This is a genomic window from Nocardioides sp. AE5, from assembly GCF_031844485.1.
In the GTDB taxonomy this organism is placed as follows: domain Bacteria; phylum Actinomycetota; class Actinomycetes; order Propionibacteriales; family Nocardioidaceae; genus Nocardioides.
The window spans coordinates 514492-535942 of sequence record NZ_JAUZVI010000002.1 but is presented as its reverse complement, the minus strand read 5'-3'; the positions used below and the strand labels follow the sequence as shown (position 1 = coordinate 535942).

General features: G+C 68.0%; 21 protein-coding genes. 3 read left to right on the top strand and 18 right to left on the bottom strand.

The genetic code is table 11. The features are described 5' to 3' along the window. Positions 1-45 precede the first annotated feature (45 nt). Positions 46-690: a class I SAM-dependent methyltransferase gene (locus Q9R27_RS05705; RefSeq protein ID WP_311251373.1), complete on the top strand. Its 645-nt coding sequence runs from the start codon at positions 46-48 to the stop codon at positions 688-690. Here Q9R27_RS05705 and Q9R27_RS05700 read toward each other — a convergent pair. Genes Q9R27_RS05700 through Q9R27_RS05690 form a run of 3 tightly spaced genes read right to left on the bottom strand, consistent with a single transcriptional unit; the run spans position 661 to position 3779 of the window. Continuing rightward, positions 661-1776: a prenyltransferase gene (locus Q9R27_RS05700; protein ID WP_311251372.1), complete on the bottom strand. Its 1116-nt coding sequence runs from the start codon at positions 1774-1776 to the stop codon at positions 661-663. The genes Q9R27_RS05705 and Q9R27_RS05700 overlap by 30 nt on opposite strands. After that, entirely contained in the window at positions 1769-2527 is a 759-nt protein-coding gene (locus tag Q9R27_RS05695; protein WP_311251371.1) for a class I SAM-dependent methyltransferase, read from the bottom strand. Before Q9R27_RS05695 ends, Q9R27_RS05700 begins: the two co-directional genes overlap by 8 nt. Before the next feature lie 4 nt (positions 2528-2531). Next, positions 2532-3779: a glycosyltransferase family 4 protein gene (locus Q9R27_RS05690; RefSeq protein WP_311251370.1), complete on the bottom strand. Its 1248-nt coding sequence runs from the start codon at positions 3777-3779 to the stop codon at positions 2532-2534. Positions 3780-3955: 176 nt separating this feature from the next. On the opposite strand from Q9R27_RS05690, the gene kstR reads away from it, so the two are divergent. After that, positions 3956-4561 carry a cholesterol catabolism transcriptional regulator KstR gene (gene kstR / locus Q9R27_RS05685; protein WP_311251369.1) on the top strand — a complete coding sequence of 202 codons (606 nt, stop codon included), beginning with the start codon at positions 3956-3958 and terminating at the stop codon, positions 4559-4561. 17 nt (positions 4562-4578) lie between these two features. Here the strand turns inward: kstR and Q9R27_RS05680 are convergent, their stop codons facing one another. From Q9R27_RS05680 to uvrB, 15 genes are all read right to left on the bottom strand, one after another. Next, entirely contained in the window at positions 4579-5352 is a 774-nt protein-coding gene (locus Q9R27_RS05680) for a glucose 1-dehydrogenase (RefSeq protein WP_311251368.1), read from the bottom strand. Between the two features lie 20 nt (positions 5353-5372). After that, on the bottom strand, positions 5373-6275 hold the full coding sequence (locus tag Q9R27_RS05675) for a 3-oxoacyl-ACP reductase (RefSeq protein WP_311251367.1): 903 nt from the start codon (positions 6273-6275) through the stop codon (positions 5373-5375). Positions 6276-6280: 5 nt separating this feature from the next. After that, entirely contained in the window at positions 6281-6475 is a 195-nt protein-coding gene (locus Q9R27_RS05670; protein ID WP_311251366.1) for a ferredoxin, read from the bottom strand. 28 nt (positions 6476-6503) lie between these two features. After that, on the bottom strand, positions 6504-7484 hold the full coding sequence (locus Q9R27_RS05665) for an NAD(P)/FAD-dependent oxidoreductase (RefSeq protein ID WP_311251365.1): 981 nt from the start codon (positions 7482-7484) through the stop codon (positions 6504-6506). A gap of 131 nt (positions 7485-7615) precedes the next feature. Continuing rightward, the gene (locus Q9R27_RS05660; RefSeq protein WP_311251364.1) at positions 7616-8395 is read right to left on the bottom strand and encodes a hypothetical protein; all 780 of its coding nucleotides are present in this window, start codon (positions 8393-8395) and stop codon (positions 7616-7618) included. A gap of 4 nt (positions 8396-8399) precedes the next feature. Beyond that, positions 8400-8951 (bottom strand): hypothetical protein, encoded by a 552-nt coding sequence (locus Q9R27_RS05655; protein WP_311251363.1) that lies wholly within the window; start codon positions 8949-8951, stop codon positions 8400-8402. After that, a complete protein-coding gene (locus Q9R27_RS05650; RefSeq protein WP_311251362.1) occupies positions 8952-10223 on the bottom strand; it encodes an MlaD family protein in 1272 nt (423 codons plus the stop codon). After that, complete coding sequence (locus tag Q9R27_RS05645; RefSeq protein WP_311251361.1) at positions 10220-11602, bottom strand: MCE family protein; 1383 nt, start codon at positions 11600-11602, stop codon at positions 10220-10222. Before Q9R27_RS05645 ends, Q9R27_RS05650 begins: the two co-directional genes overlap by 4 nt. Then, a complete protein-coding gene (locus Q9R27_RS05640; RefSeq protein ID WP_311251360.1) occupies positions 11602-12792 on the bottom strand; it encodes an MCE family protein in 1191 nt (396 codons plus the stop codon). Before Q9R27_RS05640 ends, Q9R27_RS05645 begins: the two co-directional genes overlap by 1 nt. Continuing rightward, positions 12792-13775 carry an MlaD family protein gene (locus Q9R27_RS05635; protein ID WP_311251359.1) on the bottom strand — a complete coding sequence of 328 codons (984 nt, stop codon included), beginning with the start codon at positions 13773-13775 and terminating at the stop codon, positions 12792-12794. The genes Q9R27_RS05640 and Q9R27_RS05635 overlap by 1 nt, the downstream gene beginning before the upstream one ends. After that, on the bottom strand, positions 13775-14842 hold the full coding sequence (locus Q9R27_RS05630; protein ID WP_311251358.1) for an MCE family protein: 1068 nt from the start codon (positions 14840-14842) through the stop codon (positions 13775-13777). The genes Q9R27_RS05635 and Q9R27_RS05630 overlap by 1 nt, the downstream gene beginning before the upstream one ends. Further along, positions 14839-16206 carry an MCE family protein gene (locus Q9R27_RS05625; protein WP_311251357.1) on the bottom strand — a complete coding sequence of 456 codons (1368 nt, stop codon included), beginning with the start codon at positions 16204-16206 and terminating at the stop codon, positions 14839-14841. Before Q9R27_RS05625 ends, Q9R27_RS05630 begins: the two co-directional genes overlap by 4 nt. A 6-nt stretch (positions 16207-16212) precedes the next feature. Beyond that, complete coding sequence (locus tag Q9R27_RS05620; RefSeq protein WP_311251356.1) at positions 16213-17052, bottom strand: ABC transporter permease; 840 nt, start codon at positions 17050-17052, stop codon at positions 16213-16215. Continuing rightward, positions 17052-17774, bottom strand: a complete 723-nt coding sequence (locus Q9R27_RS05615; RefSeq protein WP_311251399.1) for an ABC transporter permease — start codon at positions 17772-17774, stop codon at positions 17052-17054. Before Q9R27_RS05615 ends, Q9R27_RS05620 begins: the two co-directional genes overlap by 1 nt. A 190-nt stretch (positions 17775-17964) precedes the next feature. Next, positions 17965-20088: an excinuclease ABC subunit UvrB gene (gene uvrB, locus Q9R27_RS05610; protein WP_311251355.1), complete on the bottom strand. Its 2124-nt coding sequence runs from the start codon at positions 20086-20088 to the stop codon at positions 17965-17967. An 85-nt stretch (positions 20089-20173) separates the two neighbouring features. Between uvrB and Q9R27_RS05605 the strand changes: the two genes are divergently transcribed. Next, positions 20174-21433 (top strand): phospholipase D-like domain-containing protein, encoded by a 1260-nt coding sequence (locus tag Q9R27_RS05605; protein WP_311251354.1) that lies wholly within the window; start codon positions 20174-20176, stop codon positions 21431-21433. Positions 21434-21451: the final 18 nt, after the last annotated feature.

Sequence of the window (21451 nt, the reverse complement as noted above, 5' to 3'; positions counted from 1 at the left end):
ACTAGAACGTGTTCCAATATTGCCATGAATAGGCTGTCCGGTGTGATGCCGACCGATCTTCTTGCCCATGCCCGTGCCGCGAAGGGGTTCATGCCCGAGGACGAGGGCCAGTTGCTGCACCGGGTGGCCCGCGCACAACTGCCCACCGGACCTGCCCTGGAGGTGGGCACCTACTGCGGCAAGTCCGCGATCTGGATGGGTGCCGCTGCCCGCGAGGTCGGCGGCGTCCTCTTCACCGTCGACCACCACCGAGGCTCGGAGGAGAACCAGGCCGGTTGGGAGCACCACGACACCGAGGTGGTCGACCCGGAGTTCGGCCTGATGGACACGCTGCCGTTCTTCCGCAAGACCATCGCCCGTGCCGGCCTGGAGGACCAGGTGATCGCGGTGATCGGCAAGTCGACCACGGTGAGCCAGCACTGGCGCACCCCGCTCTCGCTGCTCTTCATCGACGGCGGCCATGCCGAGGAGCACGCGCAGAACGACTACACCGGCTGGGCGCACTGGATCCAGGCCGGTGGCCGCCTGGTGATCCACGACGTCTTCGCCGACCCGGCCGACGGCGGGCAGGCGCCGTACCACGTGTTCCAGCGCGCCCTGGCCAGCGGCGCCTTCACCGAGGTGGAAGCGCTGGGCTCGATGCGCGTGCTGGAGCGGACCTCAGGAGCGGCCGGGGAGGGCGTCGGCTGACGCGCACCCGCACTCCAGCCCGATCTCCTCGAAGTGTGCGGCCAGGCTCGTCCCGCGCATGATGTCCGATCCAGCGGTCCCGTGGGCGAGTGCGTCGGCAGCGAGGATCACCGCCGCCGCCGTGTACGTCGTGTGCTCCGGCGGCCAGTTGACCTTGTCCGGGAAGACGTACCCGGTCCAGTAGCGGCCACCCTCGTCGCGCAGGTGCTGCATGTCGGCGAAGAGTTGCAGTGCCCGGTCCCGGTCACCCAGGGCATCGAGCGCCATCACCAGTTCGCACGTCTCAGCGCCGGTCACCCAGGGGTTCTCGCTGACGCAGCGAATGCCCAGTCCGTCCTCGACGAAGGTGTCCCACCGCTCGGCGATCATCTCCATACCGGCCTCGCCGCGGACCGCGCCACCGAGTATCGGGTAGTACCAGTCCATCGAGAACTGTGCCTTGTCGAGGAACAGGTCGCGGTGGTGGCGGAGCGCATGTCCGAGCCGGCCACCGGCCAGTTCCCAGTCGGGCTGCGGGTCGTCCAGCAGGTCCGCAAGCGCGACCCCGGCACGGAGTGCCTGGTAGATGCTGGACGATCCGGCCAGCAGGGCCTCTGCGTTGACCTTGCCGCCGGGAGTGCCGTCGGCCTGCGCCTCCTGCGACCAGGCGATGCCACCGAAGGGCAACTGCATCGAGACCACGTAGTCCAGTGCCTTGCAGATCGCCGGCCAGAAGCGGCGTACGAACTTCACCTCGCGGCGGATCAGCCAGTGGTGCCAGATCCCGACGGCCAGGTAGGCGCACATGTTCGTCTCCGAACTGGCGTCCTCGACGCTGCCGGCCACGATCTTCATCGGCCAGGAGCCGTCCTCGCGCTGGGTGGCCAGGCACCACTCGTAGGCGCGCTCGGCAGCCTCGACCTCACCACCGACCAGCATCGCCATGGCGCCCTCGACGTGGTTCCACACGTCAGTGTGCTCGCCGGTCGTCCACGGCACGGCGCCATCGGGCTCCTGCATGGCGGCAATCGAGGCCGCGGTCGCGGCGACGTCGAAGGCGCTCAGGATCCCGGGGACCGCGGGCGTGTCCGGGCCCACCTCAGGCATCGACCGGCTTGCGGAAGTAGAGCACCATGCTCTTGCCGATCACCGGGTTGAGCGCCTTCTCGGCCAGCCGGGTGGCGACGCTCCAGCGGGGCGTCTTCATGATGTCCCAGACCAGGACCTGGTGGTAGGCCTTCACCAGCGGGTGGTCGTTGTTCTCCACGCCGACGGCGCACTTGATCCACCAGTACGGGGCGTGCAGGCCGTGGGTGTATTCCTTGCCCTCAAAGATCATCGCGGTGCCCGGCGTACCGTCGTTGGGCCGGCCGGCCTTGGTCACCTTGTCGATCAGTTCGTGGTCGGTGTAGATCCGGATGTGCCCACCGGTGGCGTTGTGGTAGTCGGCCGACAGCTTCCAGTTGATCACCTCCGGCAGCCAGCGCGGCACGGTGATGGCCAGGGTGCCGCCGGGACGGAGCACGCGGACGAGCTCCTCGATGGCGCGGACGTCCTCATTGATGTGCTCGAGGATCTCCGCAGCGACGATCCGGTCGAACTCGCCGTCGGCGAACGGCAGGGAGAGCGCGTCGCCCTCCTTGATGTCGGCCTCCGCGCCGGCCGGTGCCTCGCCGGACTCCTTCATCGCGCCGAAGATCTCCAGCACGCCGGCCAGTTCGTCGGCGTCGCGGTCGAAGGCGACCACGTCGGCGCCGCGGCGATACATCTCGAAGGCATGGCGGCCAGCACCCGCGCCCATGTCCAGGACCCGCTCGCCGGCCTTGAGGCCGAGGCGGTCGAAGTCGACGGTCAGCATGTGGTCACCCCTTGGTGTTCTGGTTGTCGTGCTGGGCAAGTACGTCGTCATAGGCGGCCGCGGTCGCGGCTGCGACGGCGCGCCAACTGAACTTCTCCATCACTCGCTCGCGCCCGGCGCGGCCCATCCGGGCGCGGCGCTCAGGGTCGTCGAGCAGGGCCGCGATGGCGTCCCGCAGCTCCTCCACGTTGCCCGGCTCGACCAGGTCGGCGCAGAGCCCGTCGGGCCCGACCACCTCGGGGATGGCACCGGCGCGGCTCACCACCAGGGGTGTCTCGCAGGCCATCAGCTCGGCGGTGGGCAGGGAGAAGCCCTCATAGAGGCTGGGCACGCAGGCCAGTTCGGCCGAGCCCATCACCTGGACCAGCTCGGCGTCGCTGATCCCGTTCACGAACCGGACCGAGTCCTTGATCGCCAGCTTCTCGATCAGCTGCTCGGTGCGCCCGCCCGGCTCGGGGCGGGTGACCAGGAGCAGTTCGACGTCACGCTCCGTGCGCAGCTTGGCGAATGCCTCGAGCAGGGTGGCGACGCCCTTGATCGGTGCGTCCGCGCTGGCCATGGCAACGATGCGGCCCGGCACACGGGGCTCGGTGGGCGGCGCGAAGATGTCGTCGGCGCCGAGCGGGATCACCTGGATCCGCTCCGGGTCCACGCCGAAGTCGGTGACGATGTCGCGGGCCGACGACTCCGACGGCGACAGGATCCGTACGGCGCGGCGGGCGACCTTGCCCTGCATCTTGAGGAAGCCGTACCAGCGGCGCAGGCTCAACTTCTTGCGCAGGTTCGGCGCGGCCGCGAGGTCGACCCGGCGGTCGAAGGTGATCGGGTGGTGCAGCGTGGTGATCAGCGGGATGCCGGCATCCATGATCTCCACCATCCCGTAGCCGAGGACCTGGTTGTCGTGGATGATGTCGAAGTCGTCGCGGCGGGCCTTGATGATCTTGGCGACACGCTTGCTGAACGTCTTCGGCTCGGGGAAGCCGGCGGTGCACATGGTGAGGAATTCCTCGACGTCGATCAGGTCGCGGAACTCCGACAGCTTGGGGATCCGGAACGGGTCCGGCTCGCGGTAGAGGTCGAGGCTGGGGACCTTGGTCAGGGTGACCCCTTCGTCGAGTTCGGGGTAGGGCTGGCCGGAGAAGACCTCGACCTCGTGGCCCAGTGCGACCAGTTCCCGGCTCAGGTGCCGGATGTAGACGCCCTGGCCCCCACAGTGCGGCTTGCTGCGATAGGACAGCAGTGCAATGCGCATGGCCCTCACCTTCCTTCCCTTGGTCCCTCCGACGAGCCGTCAAAGTGGAACATGTTCCTATTATTGCCTACGACGCAGTAGCCTAGGCACCATGCCCAACGGCCCGGGGCCGCTCACCACTCCCGGATCACCTATGACGTGGACCACGTGAGTATCCCTGAAGAGAGGACGAACCAGTGAATGCACTGAACTCGCTGACCCAGGAAGACCTGGGATCGGCAGCCCAGCGCGAGCGTCGTCGACGCATCCTGGACGCCACCATCTCGCTTGCCTCGCACGGCGGATTCGACGCCGTACAGATGCGCGCCGTGGCCGAGCAGGCCGACGTCGCCCTGGGCACCCTCTACCGCTACTTCCCGTCCAAGATCCACCTGCTCGTCTCGGCGCTGGGCCGCGAGTTCGAGGAGGCGCAGGCGCGACGCGCCGGCAAGCCGATCCCCGGTGACACGCCGGCCGAGCGCGTCGGTCTGATCCTGGGCCGCACCACGAAGGCGCTGCAGAAGGACCCGAACCTGACCGAAGCGCTGACCCGGGCATTCATGTTCGCCGACGCCAGCGTCTCTGCGGAGATCCACCACGTGGGGCTGATCCTGACCAGCATGCTCACCGAGGCGATGAGCGGACGCCAGGACGAGGGCGAGCCCACCGAGGAGGAGATTGCCGTAGCCCGCGTGATCGGCGACGTCTGGCTCTCCTCGCTGGTCGGCTGGGTCACCGGGCGCAGCAGCGCGGAGGACGTCGAGAAGTCGATGACCGTCGCCATCCGCCTGCTGCTGCGCTGAGCCGGTAACCCTCCCCGTCAGCCGCCGAAGGCGTGCGTGGCGGTGACCCCGCCGTCGATCGCGATCTCGGCTCCGTTGACGTAGGCACTCTCGTCCGAGGCGAGGTAGACGTACAGCGGCGCGATGTCGGACGGCGTACCGACCCGGCGCAGCGGCACCTTGGACGCACCGAACTCCATCGCGGCGTCGCCGCCGTGCACCCGGGTCATCGGGGTGTCGATCATGCCGGGGTGCACCGAGTTGACCCGGATCCCCTTCGGGCCCAGTTCGAGGGCCGCGACCTTCGTCATCCCGCGGATCGCGAACTTCGTTGCCGAATAGGCGACCAGGGTCGGCATCCCGCCCAGGCCCTCGACGGAGGAGGCGTTGATGATCGAGCCGCCGCCGTTCTTGCGCATCGTGCGGGCCACCGACTTCATCCCCAGGAAGCAGCCGACCTGGTTGATGTTGACCAGTTGCAGGTATTCCTCGAGCGGGGTGAACTCGAGCGCGTTGAAGCGCAGGATCCCGGCGTTGTTGACCAGCACGTTCACCGGCCCGAATGCCTCGTTGACCTCGGCAACCCGGGCTTGCCACGACTCCTCGTCGCTGACGTCGTGGTGGGCGAAGAGTGCGGCGTCGCCCAGTTCGGCAGCCAGCGCCTGGCCAGGCTCGTCGGCCACGTCGGCGATGAGCACGCGGGCGCCCTCGGCCACGAAGGCGCGGACGATCTCGGCGCCCTGTCCCTGCGCGCCACCGGTGACGATGGCAACCTTGTCGGCCAGTCGGCCCATGGTGTTCTTCCCTTGCATGTCGTGATCGGGTGGTTGGCTCAGACGGTCAACTGCATGACCGAGTCCGCGGAGAAGCTCCGCGAGGGGTCCTCGCGCTGGGCGAAGTAGCCGCCGACCTGGCTGGCCAGGTCACCGGCGTCCCAGGTGTCGCCGGCGGCGTCGAAGCGCTGCTCGACCACGGGCGGGGCCAGCAGGGCCACCATCCCGCCGTAGACGACGAAGACCTGTCCGTTGATGCCGTCGGCGTCCGGGGAGGCCAGGTAGGCGACCAGCGGTGCGACGTGGTCGGGCGAGTAGGGGTCGACAGCCTCACCGGAGGTGTCCTCGCCGAAGACCGCCTCGGTCATCGCGGTCCGCGCGCGGGGGCAGATGGCGTTCGCCCGTACGCCGACCTTGGCCAGGCCACGGGCGGCCGAGAGGGTCAGTGCCGTGATCCCGGCCTTGGCCGCGGCATAGTTCGCCTGGCCCGGTGAGCCGGAGAGGAACGCCTCCGAGGCGGTGTTGATGATCCGGCCATAGACCGGCTCGCCGCTCGCCTTGGACTGGGAGCGCCAGTGCGAGGCGGCGTTGCGGGTGAGCAGGAAGTGGCCCCGCAGGTGCACCTTGAGGACCAGGTCCCACTCCTCGTCACTCAGGTTGAAGAGCATCCGGTCGCGGGTGATGCCGGCGTTGTTGACCACGATGTCGAGGCCACCGAACTCGTCCAGGGCGGTGGCCATCATGGCGTCCGCGGTGGCCCGCTCCCCCACGTCCCCGGCCGCGATCCGGGCCTCTCCGCCGAGCGCGCGGATCTCCTCGGCCGCCTCCTCGGCAGCACCGGGCAGGTCGTTGAGCACGACCCGGGCGCCAGCTCCGGCCAGGGCGAGTGCTTCGGCACGGCCCAGTCCTGCACCGGCACCGGTGACGATGGCGACCCGGCCCTCGAGCGACGTCTGTGCCATCCGCCTCAGTCCTCCACCATCGAGATGGCCGAGCGCGGGCAGGCAGCGATGGCGCGCTGGATCCCGTCCCGGTTCTCGTCCGTCACCTCGTCCTGCTTGACGACCAGGTAGTCGTCGTCATCGAGCTCGAAGACATCCGGTGCGAGCGCCTCGCAGAGTGCGTTGGACTCGCACAGGTCGAAGTCGACCTTGACCTTCATTGGTTCCATCCCTTCGGTGTGGAGCGGTTCATCCCTCGCTGGAATGACCGGGGAAGACGTGTGCATCGGGATCGATGGCGACCGCCGCGTTGTTGACCGCCGTCGCGGCCTCGCCGAACCCGACCGCGATCAGCCGGACCTTGCCCGGATATTCGGTGATGTCGCCAGCTGCGAAGACGCGGTCCAGGTTGGTCCGCATCGCCGAGTCGACCACCACATGGCGCTTGTCGAGCTCGAGGCCCCATTCCTTCATCGGGCCGAGGTCGGCGACGAAGCCGAGCGCCGCGATCACGGCCTGGGCCGGACGGCGTACCTTCTCGCCATCGACGTCGAGCTCGATCTCGGCCAGGGTGTCCTCGCCGTGGAGTGCGACCACCTGGGCGGGGGTGATGATCTCGACCGACGACGCCTGGACCTGCTCGACAGTGCGGGCGTGGGCCCGGAACGCGGTACGCCGGTGGACCAGGGTGACCGAGCGGGCAATGGGCACCAGGTGCTGGGCCCAGTCGAAGGCGCTGTCACCGCCGCCGACGATGACCACGTCCTTGTCGGCGTACGGCGCGAACGAGGGCACGAAGAACTCCACCCCGCGCCCGACCCATTCCTCACCGGCCGGCAGGGGGCGCGGGCTGAACTTGCCGATGCCGGCGGTGATCAGGGCCGCCCCGGCGGTGACGCTGGTGCCGTCGTCGAGCCCGACCCGGACCGTGCCGTCGGTGCTCTCCAGGGTGGTGGCGCTGCGCCCCAGCAGGTACGTCGGAGCGGCGGTGGCGGCCTGGGTGACCAGGCCGTTGACCAGGTCCCGTCCCTTGATGTCGGGGAAACCGGCCACGTCAAGGATCGACTTCTCCGGATACATCGCGCTCACCTGCCCGCCCAGCTCCGGGAGCGAGTCGACCACGGCCACGCGCAGTCCGCGGAAGCCCGCGTAATAGGCACTGAAGAGGCCCGCTGGGCCGGCGCCGATGATGACCAGGTCGGTGTCGATGACAGGCGGAGGTGTCGTCATGGAGCGATCCTTCCGTGTCTGCTGCACCGGCGCTACCGGGACACGCAATTGGAACGTGTTCTAGTTTGACCAAAACTAGTCGCCCCGTGCGCCAATGTCCAGACCAAACCCCGCGCGCCGGCGCGGCCGGATCACTGCGGCGCGAGTTCGTCGAGCAGCCAGCCGTCGTCGGTGCGCACCATCTTGACCCGGACCCGCGACTGGTACTGCTCGGGAGCGGACTTCTCCTCACCCGCGCCCTTGGTCACCGTCTGGTTGATGAAGAGCAGGGTCGCCACCTCGTCGCCACGCGCCTCGATCACCGAGCGCCCCACCACCTCCACGGCGTACTCCGCCTTCGCCGACATCACCCGCTCCCGGGTGGCCCGCGTGGTCTGGTCATATTCGGCGCGGAATCCCTCGGTGATCAGGTCCCGGGCCGCGGCCACGTTCTCGTCGTAGTCCTGCCAGGTGAAGGTGAACATCTCGGTGACGGCGTCCTGGGCGGCCTTGTTGGCAGCGTTCCACTCGGCCACCGTGAGTTGCACCGGCACCTCGCGGACCTCATAGGGATCGTCGAACGAGATCACCTGCCCCGTCGCGGAGGAGTCGTCACTCCCCCAGTGGTGCCAGGCGGCGAGCCCGAGCATCACCAGGTTCGCGACGGCAAGGACGGAGAGCAGGACCGCGAGCACCCGGGTGGTGGAACCGCGTCCGAGCAGTCCCGGGCGGGATTCCGTGGTGGCGGGCGCTGCTTCAGGCGTGGCGGGCGCTTCCTCGACGTACGCCGTGGATTCCTCTGTCGGCGCTGTCTCCTCGACAGGTGCCGCCTCGGGGGTGCCCGAACGCTCCCGGCGCCCGGCGATCCGGCGCGGCGCGGAGACCGGGTTGCGGGAGCCGGCGACCCGGCGCGGTGTCTGCTTCTCGTTCATCGCGTCATCCCACGAACTGGAGGTCGTTGACGAGCCACTCGCCCTGGACGTTGGCCAGGTCGACCTGGATCCGGAACTCGCGGGCCTGCTGGTTGCCGCCGGTGCTGGTGTTCTGCACGACGCCGGAGACGCTGACCAGGACCCGCGCGGTGTAGTCGGAGATCGCCACCACGCCCGCCGCGAGGACCTTGCTCTCGATGACCGTCTCGTTCTCGGTCATCGCCGAGCGCAGGCCGTCGTCGGACGCCTCGATCTGCTCGGCGAACTCACCGGTGGCCCCGGCAGCGACCCGCTCCAGGGACGCATCCAGGTCGTTGTAGTCGATGTTGAAGAAGGCCGTGGTGACCCCGGTGGCAGCCTCGAGCACGTCGGCGTACACCTGCTCGTCGACGTCCTCCGCGGTCCGGTCGGCCAGCGGCGCCTGGTCGGCCCGGGCCTCGAGGGCGGGCTTGAAGACCAGGAGTGCCACCACGGCGGTGAGGCAGACGGTCACCACGAAGGCCACGTAGAGCCAGGTGTTGCGCCGTACGACGGGGTCGAGTCGTTCTTCAGTCACTTATTCAGCCACCGGCCCCACCAGGAGCCACTTCCACGAGTCGTTGCCGAGCACGGACAGGTTCTTCGGCGAGTGTACGGAGACCTGGTTGCCGTCCTTGTCCTGCGCGTCGACCAGTCCGGTCAGCGGGTCGTAGGTGCCCCGGTAGGCCTTGCCGGTCGAATTGGCGCCACCCGTGCGACCGGGCGCGTAGAGCGACCCGCGCTGGACCGAGTCGCCCGGGTTGAGGCACTGGGCGGGATAGACCGCCGTGTCGTTGAGCTGGTCGCCGCGGCGCCACTCACTCGCCGGCATGTAGCCCTCGCCCCGGCAGGGCCCCGGCGACTGGGCGAGCTGGATGTTGACGTGCCCCCAGCCGTCGCCCGGCGTCCCGGTGAAGCCACCGGCCACCGCGAGCGGGAAGGAGACGAGCAGCTGCTCGACACCGTCCAGGTGGTTCACCACGACCTGGTTGACGGTGATCATGTTGGCCAGCAGGACCGGGATGGTCGGCTCCAGCTCGGTCAGCAGGGTGTTGACCTCGCGCAGCGCCGACGGCGATGCGTCGAGGATCTGGCGCAGCTCGGGGTCCTTGCGGTTGATCACGTCGGTCAGCGCGGCGAGGTCGCGGGAAAAGGCGGTGATGTTCTCGCCCTGCTCCTTCTGGGTGCGCAACACGCGCAGTCCCTGGTCGAGCAGCTTGATCGTCTCGTCGGTGTGCTCGGCTGCGACCTCGATGAACTCGCTGCCCCCGTCGATCAGTTGCTGCAGCGGTTCCCCGGTGTCGCGGAAGAGGATGCCGAGCTCCTGGATCACCGAGGAGAGGTTCTCCTTGTCGACCGAGTTGACGAAGGCATCCAGCTTGATCAGCACCTCGTCCTCGCCGATCGGCAGGGAGTCGGCGTCACCACGGAAGGTGAACCCCTCGCCGGCGTAGGGACCCTCGCCGTCCTCGGGGGCGAAGTCGATGTATTGCTCCCCCACCGCGGACAGGTTGTGCACCCGCACCGGCGCGTCCTGCGGGATCCTGGTGCCCTCCTCGAGGTCCATCGTCACCAGCAGGCCCTCGGGATCGATGTCCATCGACGTCACCTTGCCCACCTTCACGCCGCGGTAGGTGACCTCGCTGCCGACGAAGAGTCCGCCGGAGTCGGGCAGGGTGGCGTGGACGGTGATGCCGCGCCCCAGGATGCGGTCGACCAGGCCGAGGTAGTTGCCGGTCACGTAGACGATCCCCACGGCACTGAGGACGACGAAGGCCAGCAGCCTGGCCCGGACGCCTGCGGTCATCATGAGTCCAGTCCTGTTCCGTAGAGGTCGACCGGCTGCGTGCCCCCGGTGGCGCCCGTCGCCTGTTGTTTCAGGCCGAGCAGGCCCGGCAGGTTCAGCAGCGGATTGCCACCCGGCATCCCCGGCAGGCCGAGCAGGTCGGTCAGGTCACTCAGGCTGGGCAGCCGTCCGCCGGGCAGGGTGGCCACGATCTTGCACACGTCGCGGAGCCGGTTCACCGGCTCGGTGCAGGCCTGGCGCAACTCGGAGAAGAGGTCGAGGTTGGTCAGGAAGGCGGCACACTGGGCGCTGCCGAGGTTGCCACTGGCCAGGCAGGCGGTGATGTTCTGGATCAGTTCGCCCGGGTCCGGCAGGGTGATCAGCGGCGCGTCGGTGAGGAAGTTCTCCAGGTTGACGTCGAGGCGGATCTCGGTGTTGCCGTAGTCGCCCTTGACGATGTCGCGTGCCTCCTCGGGGAACGGGAAGCTCAGCATCAGCGACAAGCCAGCGGGCAGGGACTTCCCGGCCTCGTTGAGCTTGGTGAGGATCGGCTGCAGTGAGCGGAGGGAGGAGACCAGGTCGTCCTTGCTGGCGGTGATCACCTCGGTGCCGACCTCGCCGAGTTGCTCCAGCGCGCTGAGCATCGTGACCAGTTCACCGTGCTGCTCGCGCAGCACGTGGATCGCGGCCGGCATCACGTCGATCGCCTCACCGATGGCGTCGCGCTCGGCGTTCAGGGTCGCGGCCAGGGTGTTCATCGACTCCATCGCGGAGATGATGTCCGCCTTCTGGTCGTCGATGGTGCCGACCACCCGCTCCAGGTTGCCCAGCAGCGCCTTGAGCCGTTCCGGGGTGCCGTCGCCGCCCATCAGCAGGTTCAGTTCCTCGGTGATCGTGCCCAGCTGGGCAACACCGCCGCCGGTCAGCAGGAAGGAGAGTGCACCGAGCACCTCCTCGACCTCCGGGTTGCGACCGGTCTCGGCCAGCGCGATGTGGGCGCCGTCGCTGAGCCGGCCCGCCGGTTCGATGCCGACCGGGTCCTCCAGGGAGACGTACTTCTCCCCCAGCAGGCTGGTCTGGCGGATCATCGCCACCGCATTGGCCGGCAGCACCACGTCGTCGCGGATCCGCATGGTGACCCGGGCGTTCCAGCCGACCCGGTCCACCTCGACGATCTCGCCAACCGTGACGTCGTCGACCATCACCGGCGACTTGGGGACCACGTTCAGGATGTCCTCGAAGTCCGCGGTCAGGGTGATCGCGTGGTCCTTGTCCACCGGGGAGCCGGGCAGGGGCAGGTCATAGGCGCCGTCGAAGTCACAGGCCGACAGGGCAAGCACCAAGGTGGCCAGCAGTGCGGGCAGCAGTCGGGTCCATCGGTTCCGGAGGGTCGTCGTTGCCATCAGCGACCTCCCAGCAACTGGTCGAGGGTGGCGGGTCCGCTCGAGGCATAACCCGACGCCATATGGGGCCCGCTTGCCGGATCGTCGGAGGCGGGACCGGCGATCGGGAGGTTCTGGTTGGCCTGGGAGAGGATCGGCTCGAGTGCCGCTTCCAGGATGGTGCAGGTGAGGTCCTTGGCCGCCTGCGGCAATTCGGACTGCTGGACCACGGCGCAGATGAACCCGTCCGCGTCGGCCACGTTGCCCTGGAACCCGAAGCGGGAGCCGATCGAGCCGGACTTGTCGTCGAAGGCGAGGACCAGGTTGCCGATGCCCACCGGTCCCGCGGTCAGGGCGAGGTCGAGGTTGTCCTTCTCGGAGGCGATGTTCTTGATCACCCGGGTCAGCTTCTCGATGTCGGTGGTCAGCGCCTCGCGGTTCTCCTTGACGAAGGTCTCCACCGTGCCGACGGCGCCGGCCAGGGCGACCACGGCGGCCTCCAGTTCCTCGCGCTCATCGGCCAGGTCGCGGGAGACCCCGGCCAGGTCCTGCATGAAGGCGACGACCAGTTCGTCGTTGAGCGCCAGGGTCTCGGTGAACTCGGCGAGGTTGGTGACCGTCTCGAAGAGGTCGCCGCTGTTGTTGCCGAAGACCGCGGCCGCCTCGGAGAGGTCGCGGATCGTCTGGTTGCCCTGCTGTCCCTTGCCGACCAGGTGCTCCTGGGCGACGGTGAGCAGGTGGTCCAGGGTGCCGTCGCTGTTGACGCCGTTGGGGCCGAGCGTCTCGGTGAGGTCGCGCAGGCCGGCATAGATGCGGTCCAGTTCCACCGGTACGCCGTTGTCCTCCAGCGCCAGTTCCGCACCGCTGGGCAGCACCTCTCCCCCGGTGTGGACCGGGGTCAGTTCGATGAAGCGGTCCGCGACCAGGGTCGGGGTGATGATCAGGGCCTTCGCGTCGACGGGCAGGTCGACGTCACCGTCGTACTCCATCACCACGCGCACCGAGTTGCCCTCGGGCACCACCGCCGTCACCTTGCCGACGTTGACGCCCAGCACCCGCACGTCGGTGCCCTCGAAGATGCTCACCGCACGGTCGAAGTGGGCGGTGACGGTCTTCGTCTCGCTCTTGCCGGTGAACATCAGCAGCACCGCGATCACCAGCAGCACCGCGACTGCGGCGGCCACCGAGCGGGGGTTGATCCGGGCCAGCATCACTCCACCTCCCCGAGCTGGGTGAACTCGCCGGTGGCGAGGCCGGCCAGGTTCACGACGTACGCGTCGAACCACGGGCCGGTGCCGATGATGTTGCCGAGGATGTCGGCGTACGGGCCGTAGGCGGCCAGCGTCTCCTTGAGTTCCTTCTCCTTGGCGGTGAGGAAGGTGAGGAGTTCGTCGATCTCTGCCAGCGCCGGGCCGATCTGTTCCTGGTTGTCGGCCGCGACACCGCGCAGTTCGTCGGCCAGCACCCGGGCGTTGACCAGCAGGTTGTGGACCGCGTCCTTGCGGGCGCGCAGCTCGACGAAGACCAGGTCGGCGTTCTGCATCAGGTTGACCAGGTCACCGCTGCGCTCGTTGAGGACCTGGCTCACCGCCGACGAACTGGACAGCAGCGTCTCCAGCTCCGCATCGCGGCTGGCGATCGACTCGGAGAGCGACGAGATGCCGGTGAAGGCGGCCTCGAGCTCCGGGCCAGCGGCCTCCACCGTGTCCGAGACGGTGGCCAGCGCCTGGCGCAGCTGGTCGTGGTCGATGCCCTCGGAGGTCTCCGCGACGTCGGTCAGCACGCCGACGATGTCGTACGCCGCCTTGGTGCGCTCGACCGGGATGACCTCGTCGCTGTCCAGCTGGCCCGGTCCGGCCGGTGTGAGCAGCAGGTACTTCTCGCCGAGCAGGTTGAGCACCTCGACCGAGGCCGAGCTCTCCTTGCCGAACTCGACCCCGTGGTCGACCTCGAACTTCACCCGCACCTTGCCGTCGGACAGGCTGATGTCCTGCACCCGGCCGACCCTGATCCCCGAGACCAGGACCATGTTCCCCTTGCGCAGCCCGGAGGCGTTCTCGAAGTCTGCGTAATAGCTGTCGCCGCCGAACCCCGGGAACTTGGAGAGGTTGAACGCCGCCGCGACGATGAGCAGGGCCACCACGATCGCGTAGGCGCCGAGGCGGAGGATCTGTCGCTCGCTGTAGTGCCCCATCACTGGCACCTCGCTGCGTTCGACTTGATCTTGAACCCGCCGAGCATCTCCTGCAGCTCATTGAGGATCGGGATGTCGGAGACCACCGGCAGCTGGATCTTCACCGATGCCGCGCAGAGGTAGTAGTTGTACCAGGAGCCGTAGGTGCCGGTGCGGGTCTGGTCGGTCATCGATTCGGGCAGCCGCTCGAAGAGCTCGGTGAGCACATCGATGCTCTCCGGCTCGGTGAGCAGCTCGGAGACCTTGCGCAGCTCGGCGATGTCCGCCTTGAGCAGGGGGCGCGACTCCTCGAGCAGGCCGGCCACCACGGCGGTCAGGTCGGAGATCGACTCCAGCGAGCCACCGATGGTCTCCCGGTCGTCGGCCAGCGACTGCATCCATCCCTTGAGTTCGAGGATCAGGGCGGTGAGCTGGCCGCTGCGCCCGTTGATCGTGTCGAGGGTCTGGCTGAGGTTGGTGATCACCTCACCAATCAGTTCGTCGCGGTCGGCCAGGGTGCTGGTCAGCGACGCGGTGTGCTGCATCAGGCTGGCGACAGTGCCGCCCTCGCCCTGGAGCACCTGCACCAGGTTCATCGCCAGGTCGTTGACCTGGTGCGGCTCGAGGGCTGCGAAGAGCGGCTGGAACCCGGCGAAGAGGACGGTCAGGTCGAGCGACGGGCTGGTGTTAGTGACCGGGATCGTCGAGCCCGCGGAGAGCACCGGCGCCTGCGGGTCGTCGCCCTCCTCGATCGCCAGGTAGCGGTCACCGACCAGGTTCTTGAACCGGACCTCGGCCCGGGTGGACGTGGTCATCTCCACATCGGCCTTGACCGTGAAGGTGACCAGCGCCTGGGTCCGGTTGTGGTGCTCGACCTTCTTCACCGCCCCGACCGAGACACCGGCGACGAGGACGTCGTCGCCCTTCTGCAACTGGGAGGCGCTGGTGAAGATCGCCTTGTATTCGTTGCTGGCGCCGAAGCCGAAGTTGCCCATGATCGCGGCCAGCAGGCCGGTGACCAGCAGGCTGACCACGGTGAAGATGCCGAGCTTGATGCCGGCCGCCAGGGTGGTGGAGTTGCGGCTCATCCGGCCACACCCCGCAGCAGGGGGCCGTAGTAGAGGGGGGCGAGCGATCCGAAGGCCTGGGCGTCCGTACCGGACTCGGCGGCCAGCAGCATGCTGGTCAGCTGGCGGTCGGCGTCGGTGCCGACGTACCCCATGTTCACGTCGGTGATGGTGCCGGTGCCGCCATCCGCCGCGGTGGAGGCCTGGCTCAGGCCGAGCAGGTCCAGCAGTCGGGCAGGGTTCTGCAGCAGCGCCGTGGGTGACGTGTCCAGGCTCCGGTTGTCGCCGTCCTTGAGCCGGATGCCGGGCGGGTACGGGACCGGCGGGTTCGGCAGGCCGGCACACCACGGGCCGTGGCCGACCTCGCCGAAGATCGGGCGGTCCTCGGGCTTGTAACCCTCGAACTGGGTGGCGCCGAGTTCGATGTACTGCTTGACGCGGTCGCCGGAGAACATGTCGCCGAGCCGGTCGTCGTAGATGTCCAGGCCTTCGAGCAGGCACGGGAACTCGGGCGAATAGACGGCGAGCAGGTCCAGGACCGGCTCGGTCACCTCCATCGCCCGGATCAGGGCCGGGCCGTTGTCGCCCAGCACCCGGGTGGCGGTGACCGCCATTCCGGTGAGGTCGCCGAAGAAGGCGGCCAGGTCGGCCTGCTTCTCGACCACGGTCTTGCTGGTCACCGTGACGTCCTTGAGCACCTCGATCAGGTCCGGTGCCGCGATCGCATAGGTCTCGGCGACGTCGGCCAGCAGGATCAGGTCCTCGCGGAGCGTGGGCAGGTGGTCCTCGATGTCACCGATGTAGTCATCCAGGTCGAGCAGGGTCTCCTGGAGGTCCGCGCCGCGGCCCTGCAGCGCGGTGGCCAGGGCGTTCAGGGTGGCGTTCAGGTCGGCCGGCTGGACGGCGCGCAGCAGCGGGAAGAGGTCGGCCAGGATCCGGCTCAGCTCGACGTTGGTCTGCACCCTCTCCGAGGGGATGACGGCGCCGTCGGACATCGAACCTTCCGCCGCCTCCTCGGGGGCGATGAAGGCGATGAACTTCTGGCCGAAGAGCGTGGTCGGGATGATCTCGACGCGCGCGTTGGCCGGGATCATCCTGGCCGCCTCGGGCTTCAGGCCGACCTTGATGGATGCTTCCTCGCCGTCCTGTTCGATACCCCGGACCTGCCCGACCAGGGCGCCGTGGAACCGGACGTCACCAAACTTGGCCAGTTGCAGGCCGGCCCGGTCCGCCTTGACCGTGACCATGGTGACCGGCTCGAAGACCTTCTGGTAGATCGCGATGGAGAGCGAGAGCAGGCCGATCAGCATCGCCAGGAAGAGCACGCCGCAGATGAGCAACCGCCGGTGCTCGGCAGCGTTGCCGTGGTGGATGTTGATCAGCATCGGCGCCTACCCCGTGATCCGCACGGTGGTGGTCGAGCCCCAGATCGCAAAGCTGAGGAAGAAGTCGGCCACCACGATCCACACGATCGACGAGCGGATCGCCTGGCCCACCGCCGTACCGACGCCGGCGGGACCGCCCGAGGCGGAGAAGCCGTAATAGCAGTGGATCAGGATCACCGAGGTGGCCAGGAAGAGCAGCTTGAAGAACGACCAGAGCATGTCGATGGGCGGCAGGAACTGGATGAAGTAGTGGTCGTAGGTGCCGGCGGACTGGCCGTACATCATCGTGGTGATCAGCCGCGGAGAGAGGTACGACGCGGAGAGGGCCACGATGTAGAGCGGGATCACCGCGATGAACGCCGCGATCATCCGGGTGGTGACCAGGAACGGCAGCGACGGGACGCCCATCACCTCGAGCGCGTCGATCTCCTCCGAGATGCGCATCGCACCGAGCCGTGCCGTGTAGCCGCATCCGACGGTGGCGGCCAGGGCGATCGAGGAGACCAGTGGGGCGACCTCGCGGGTGTTGAAGTACGCCGAGATGAAGGCGCTGAACTTCGCGACACCGATCTGGCTCAGCGAGGCATACCCCTGGATGCCGACCTCGGTGCCGGCGAAGAAGGCCAGGAAGGCGATCACGCCCACGGAGCCGGCGATCATGGTCAGTCCCCCGGCGCCGAAGGTGACCTCGGCCAGGGTGTTGAGGATCTCGCGGCGATAGCGGGAGAGCGCCCGGGGCGTCCAGGCCAGCGCCTTGACGTAGAAGAGGAACTGGTCACCCAGGCGCTCGAGGCTGTCGCGGCGGCCCTGGACGACGGAGGCGCCGAAGGCGCTGAGGCTGGCCATCACATGCCCTCCGGCGGGATCACCTGGAAGTAGATCGCGGTGATGATGGCGTTGACGAAGAAGAGCAGCATGAACGCGATGATCACGGTCTCGTTCACCGCGCGACCGACCCCACTGGGGCCGCCGCCCGCGCTGAGCCCCTTGTAGGCGCCGACCACGGCCGCCAGCCAACCGAAGATGGCTGCCTTGATCACGGCGATCCACAGGTCGGTCAGGGAGGCGAGCGCGGTGAAGGAGGAGAGGAAGGCACCGGCGGAGCCGCCCTGGATGATGACGGTGAAGAAGTAGCCGCCGCCGATCCCGGCCGAGATCACGATGCCGATGATCATCATCGAGACGAAGACGGTGGCGCAGACCCGCGGTGCGACCAGGCGCTCGAGCGGGTCGATGCCGAGCACCTCCATCGCGTCGATCTCCTCGCGGATCTTCCGCGCCCCGAGGTCGGAGCAGATCGCCGAACCGGCCGCCCCCGCGATGATCAAGGCCGCCGCAATGGGTGCCGCCTCGCGGACCACCGCCAGCACTGCCGTGGCGCCGGCGAACGACTGTGCGCCGAGTTGGCCGGTCAGGTTCCCGACCTGGAGGGAGATGACTGCGCCGAACGGGATCGAGACCAGGATCGTCGGCATCAGGGTCACCGAGGTGATGAACCAGGCCTGTTCGATGAACTCGCGGGTCTGGAAGCGGCGGGTGAAGATGCGCTTGGTGACCTGGAGGACCATTCCGGTGATCTCGCCCGGGCCGCGGATCACGGACACAGCAGAAAAGCCCACTGATCACACCTCCCTGGTCCCTCGGTTGGAACTCCGCGCCTCGCCACGCGACACTGAATACTAGAACGTGTTCTCATTCTGGGCAACAGAACACGCCCTGCACCCATCCCAGCGAGGTGCTGCGCTCAAGGTGACGTGATCAGCGGGTCGCCTCCATCATCTGGCGCAGCTCCTTCTTGAGCTCGGAGACCTCGTCGCGGAGCCGTGCCGCGACCTCGAACTGCAACTCGGCGGCGGCGGTGTGCATCTGGTCGGTCAGGTCCTGGATCAACTGGGCCAGGTCCGCGCTCGGCATCCCGGCCAGGTCCGCGGCGTGGGCGCCGGCATCGGTGCGCGACAGCGCCGGGACGGGTGCCTTCTTCCCCTTCGGGTCGAGGTGTTGCCAGGTCTTGAGCAGTTCCTCGGTGTTCTCGTCCTCGCGGGCGAGCATGTCGGTGATGTCGGCGATCTTCTTGCGCAGCGGCTGCGGGTCGACACCGCGCTCGGTGTTCCACGCGACCTGCTTGTCGCGGCGGCGGTTCGTCTCCTCGATCGCCTTCTCCATCGAGGGGGTGATCTTGTCGGCATACATGTACACCTGCCCTGACACGTTGCGCGCGGCCCGCCCGATGGTCTGGATCAGCGATTTGTCCGAGCGCAGGAACCCCTCCTTGTCGGCGTCCAGGATCGCGACCAGGGAGACCTCCGGCAGGTCGAGCCCCTCACGGAGCAGGTTGATCCCGACCAGCACGTCGTACTCCCCCAGCCGCAACTCGCGGAGCAGTTCGATCCGGCGCAGCGTGTCCACCTCGCTGTGCAGGTAGCGGGTCCGGATGCCTGCATCCAGCAGGTAGTCGGTGAGGTCCTCGGACATCTTCTTGGTCAGCGTGGTGACCAGGACCCGCTCGTCGCGCTCGGCGCGGAGGCGGATCTCGTGGATCAGGTCGTCGATCTGGCCCTTCGTCGGGCGGACCACCACCTCGGGGTCGACCAGGCCGGTCGGACGGATGATCTGCTCCACCACGTCCGGCTCGCCGTCGGCGCGACGGACCCGGTCCAGTTCATAGTCACCCGGGGTGGCGGAGAGATAGATGGTCTGCCCGATCCGCTCCAGGAACTCCTCCCACTTCAGCGGCCTGTTGTCCATCGCACTCGGCAGCCGGAACCCGTGGTCGACCAGGTTCCGCTTGCGTGACATGTCGCCCTCGTACATGCCACCGATCTGCGGCACCGCCACGTGCGACTCGTCGACGACCAGCACGAAGTCCTCGGGGAAATAGTCGAGCAGGGTGTTCGGCGCCGAGCCGCGGCTGCGGCCGTCCATGTGCATCGAATAGTTCTCGATCCCGGAGCAGGAGCCGACCTGGCGCATCATCTCCACGTCGTACGTCGTCCGCATCCGCAGGCGCTGTGCCTCGAGCAACTTGCCCTGCCGCTCGAAGGTGGCCAGCTGCTCGGCCAGCTCCGCCTCGATCCCCTGGATCGCCCGCTCCATCCGCTCCGGACCGGCGATGTAGTGGCTGGCCGGGAAGACGTAGAGCTCGGTGTCCTCGGTGACCACCTCCCCGGTGACCGGGTGCAGCGTCATCAGCCGCTCGATCTCGTCGCCGAAGAACTCAATCCGCACGGCGAGCTCCTCATAGACCGGGAAGATCTCCAGGGTGTCGCCGCGGACCCGGAAGGTGCCGCGGGTGAAGGCCAGGTCGTTGCGGGTGTACTGGATCTCGACGAGACGGCGCAGGATCGAGTCGCGATCGTGTTCCTCACCGACCCGGAGCCGGACCATCCGGTCGACGTACTCCTGCGGCGTACCGAGGCCATAGATGCAGGAGACCGTCGAGACCACGATGACGTCGCGGCGGGTGAGCAGCGAGTTGGTCGCCGAGTGGCGCAGCCGCTCCACCTCCTCGTTGATCGAGGAGTCCTTCTCGATGTAGGTGTCCGTCTGCGGGACGTACGCCTCGGGCTGGTAGTAGTCGTAGTAGCTGACGAAGTATTCGACGGCGTTGTTGGGGAACAGGTGGCGCAACTCGTTGGCGAACTGCGCGGCCAGCGTCTTGTTCGGCTGCAGCACCAGCATCGGGCGCTGCAACTGCTCGGCCACCCACGCCACCGTGGCCGTCTTCCCGGTGCCGGTGGCGCCGAGCAGCACGACGTCCTCGACACCGGCGTCGATCCGCTTGGCGATCTCGGCGATGGCGGCCGGCTGGTCACCTGCGGGCTGGTAGTCGGAGACCACGTCGAAGGGGGCGACGCGGCGCTCCAGGTCTGTCACGGGGCGCATGCCAGCCAGCGTAACCGCCACCACCGACACGGCCAGGGCGTGCGCACCCCGGCACCCGCTGCGGTCGATGCTCTAGATTGGCGCCGTGCGGCAAACCCCCCTGATCAGTGCCCGGATGCTGGCCCACGTACGCCGTGGCGTGCTGGCCTTCTTCGGGGTGCCGCTGCTGGTCGCGATCGCGCTCACCCTGGTCGACTCCTACCGACGGCGCAACAAGAAGCCCAAGCCGTTCCCGGTGACCGCCCCCACCACCGTCGAGGTCGGCCGCGGCACGGTGACGACGTACACCTTCGGCCAGGACCTGTACGACGACATGCTCGCCGCGATCCGCGGGGCGAAGAAGCAGATCCTCTTCGAGACCTACATCTGGAAGAACGACTCGGTGGGCGAGGAGTTCAAGCTCGCCCTGACCGAGGCCGCCGAGCGCGGCGTCGACGTCCACATCATCTATGACGCCTTCGCCAACCTGGTCGTCTCACCGCGCTTCAAGCGCTTCTCGCCGCGGCTGAAGGTGCTCCGCTTCCCGGTCTACAACGCGGGCCTGCGCTTCTACGACCTGCGCCGCTATGGCCGCGACCACCGCAAGATCCTCGTCGTCGACGACTCGGTTGCCTTCGTTGGCGGCTACAACATCGGTACGCCGTACGCCACCGAATGGCGCGACACCCACTGCCGGATCACCGGGCCCGGCGTGTGGGACCTCAAGCGGGCCTTCGCCGACTTCTGGAACCTGCACCGGCGCAAGCGGTTCCGGGCCAGCGAGCGGCCGCTGCTGCTGGAGACCGCCTCGCAGTGGGAGCCGGCGATCCGGGTGCACCGCAACGTGCCGCGGCTGTGGATGTTCCCGATCCGGGCGATGTACATCGAGGCGATCACCCGGGCCACTGACCGGATCTGGATGACCCACGCCTACTTCATCCCCGACGAGGACTTCGTGGACGCGGTCAACGACGCCGCCCGGCGCGGGGTCGACGTACGACTGCTGGTGCCGCGCAAGTCGAACCACATCGTCGCCGACTGGATCTCGCGCGGCTATTACGGCCAGATGCTCGAGGCCGGGGTGAAGATCCACTGGTTCAGCGATGCGATGGTCCACGCCAAGACCGCCACCATCGACGGCAACTGGTCGACGGTGGGCACCGCCAACATCGACCGGCTCAGCATGACCGGCAACTACGAGATCAATGTCGAGGTGATCGACCCCGCGATGGCGCGGAAGATGGAATCGATCTTCGAGACCGACCTCACCAACAGCGAACCTGTGACAAAGTCCGACTGGGACCGACGCAACATCTATCGCCGGTTCACCGAACTGGTGCTGGCACCGTTGCGACACGTCCTGTGACCTGACCAATCCACCCTG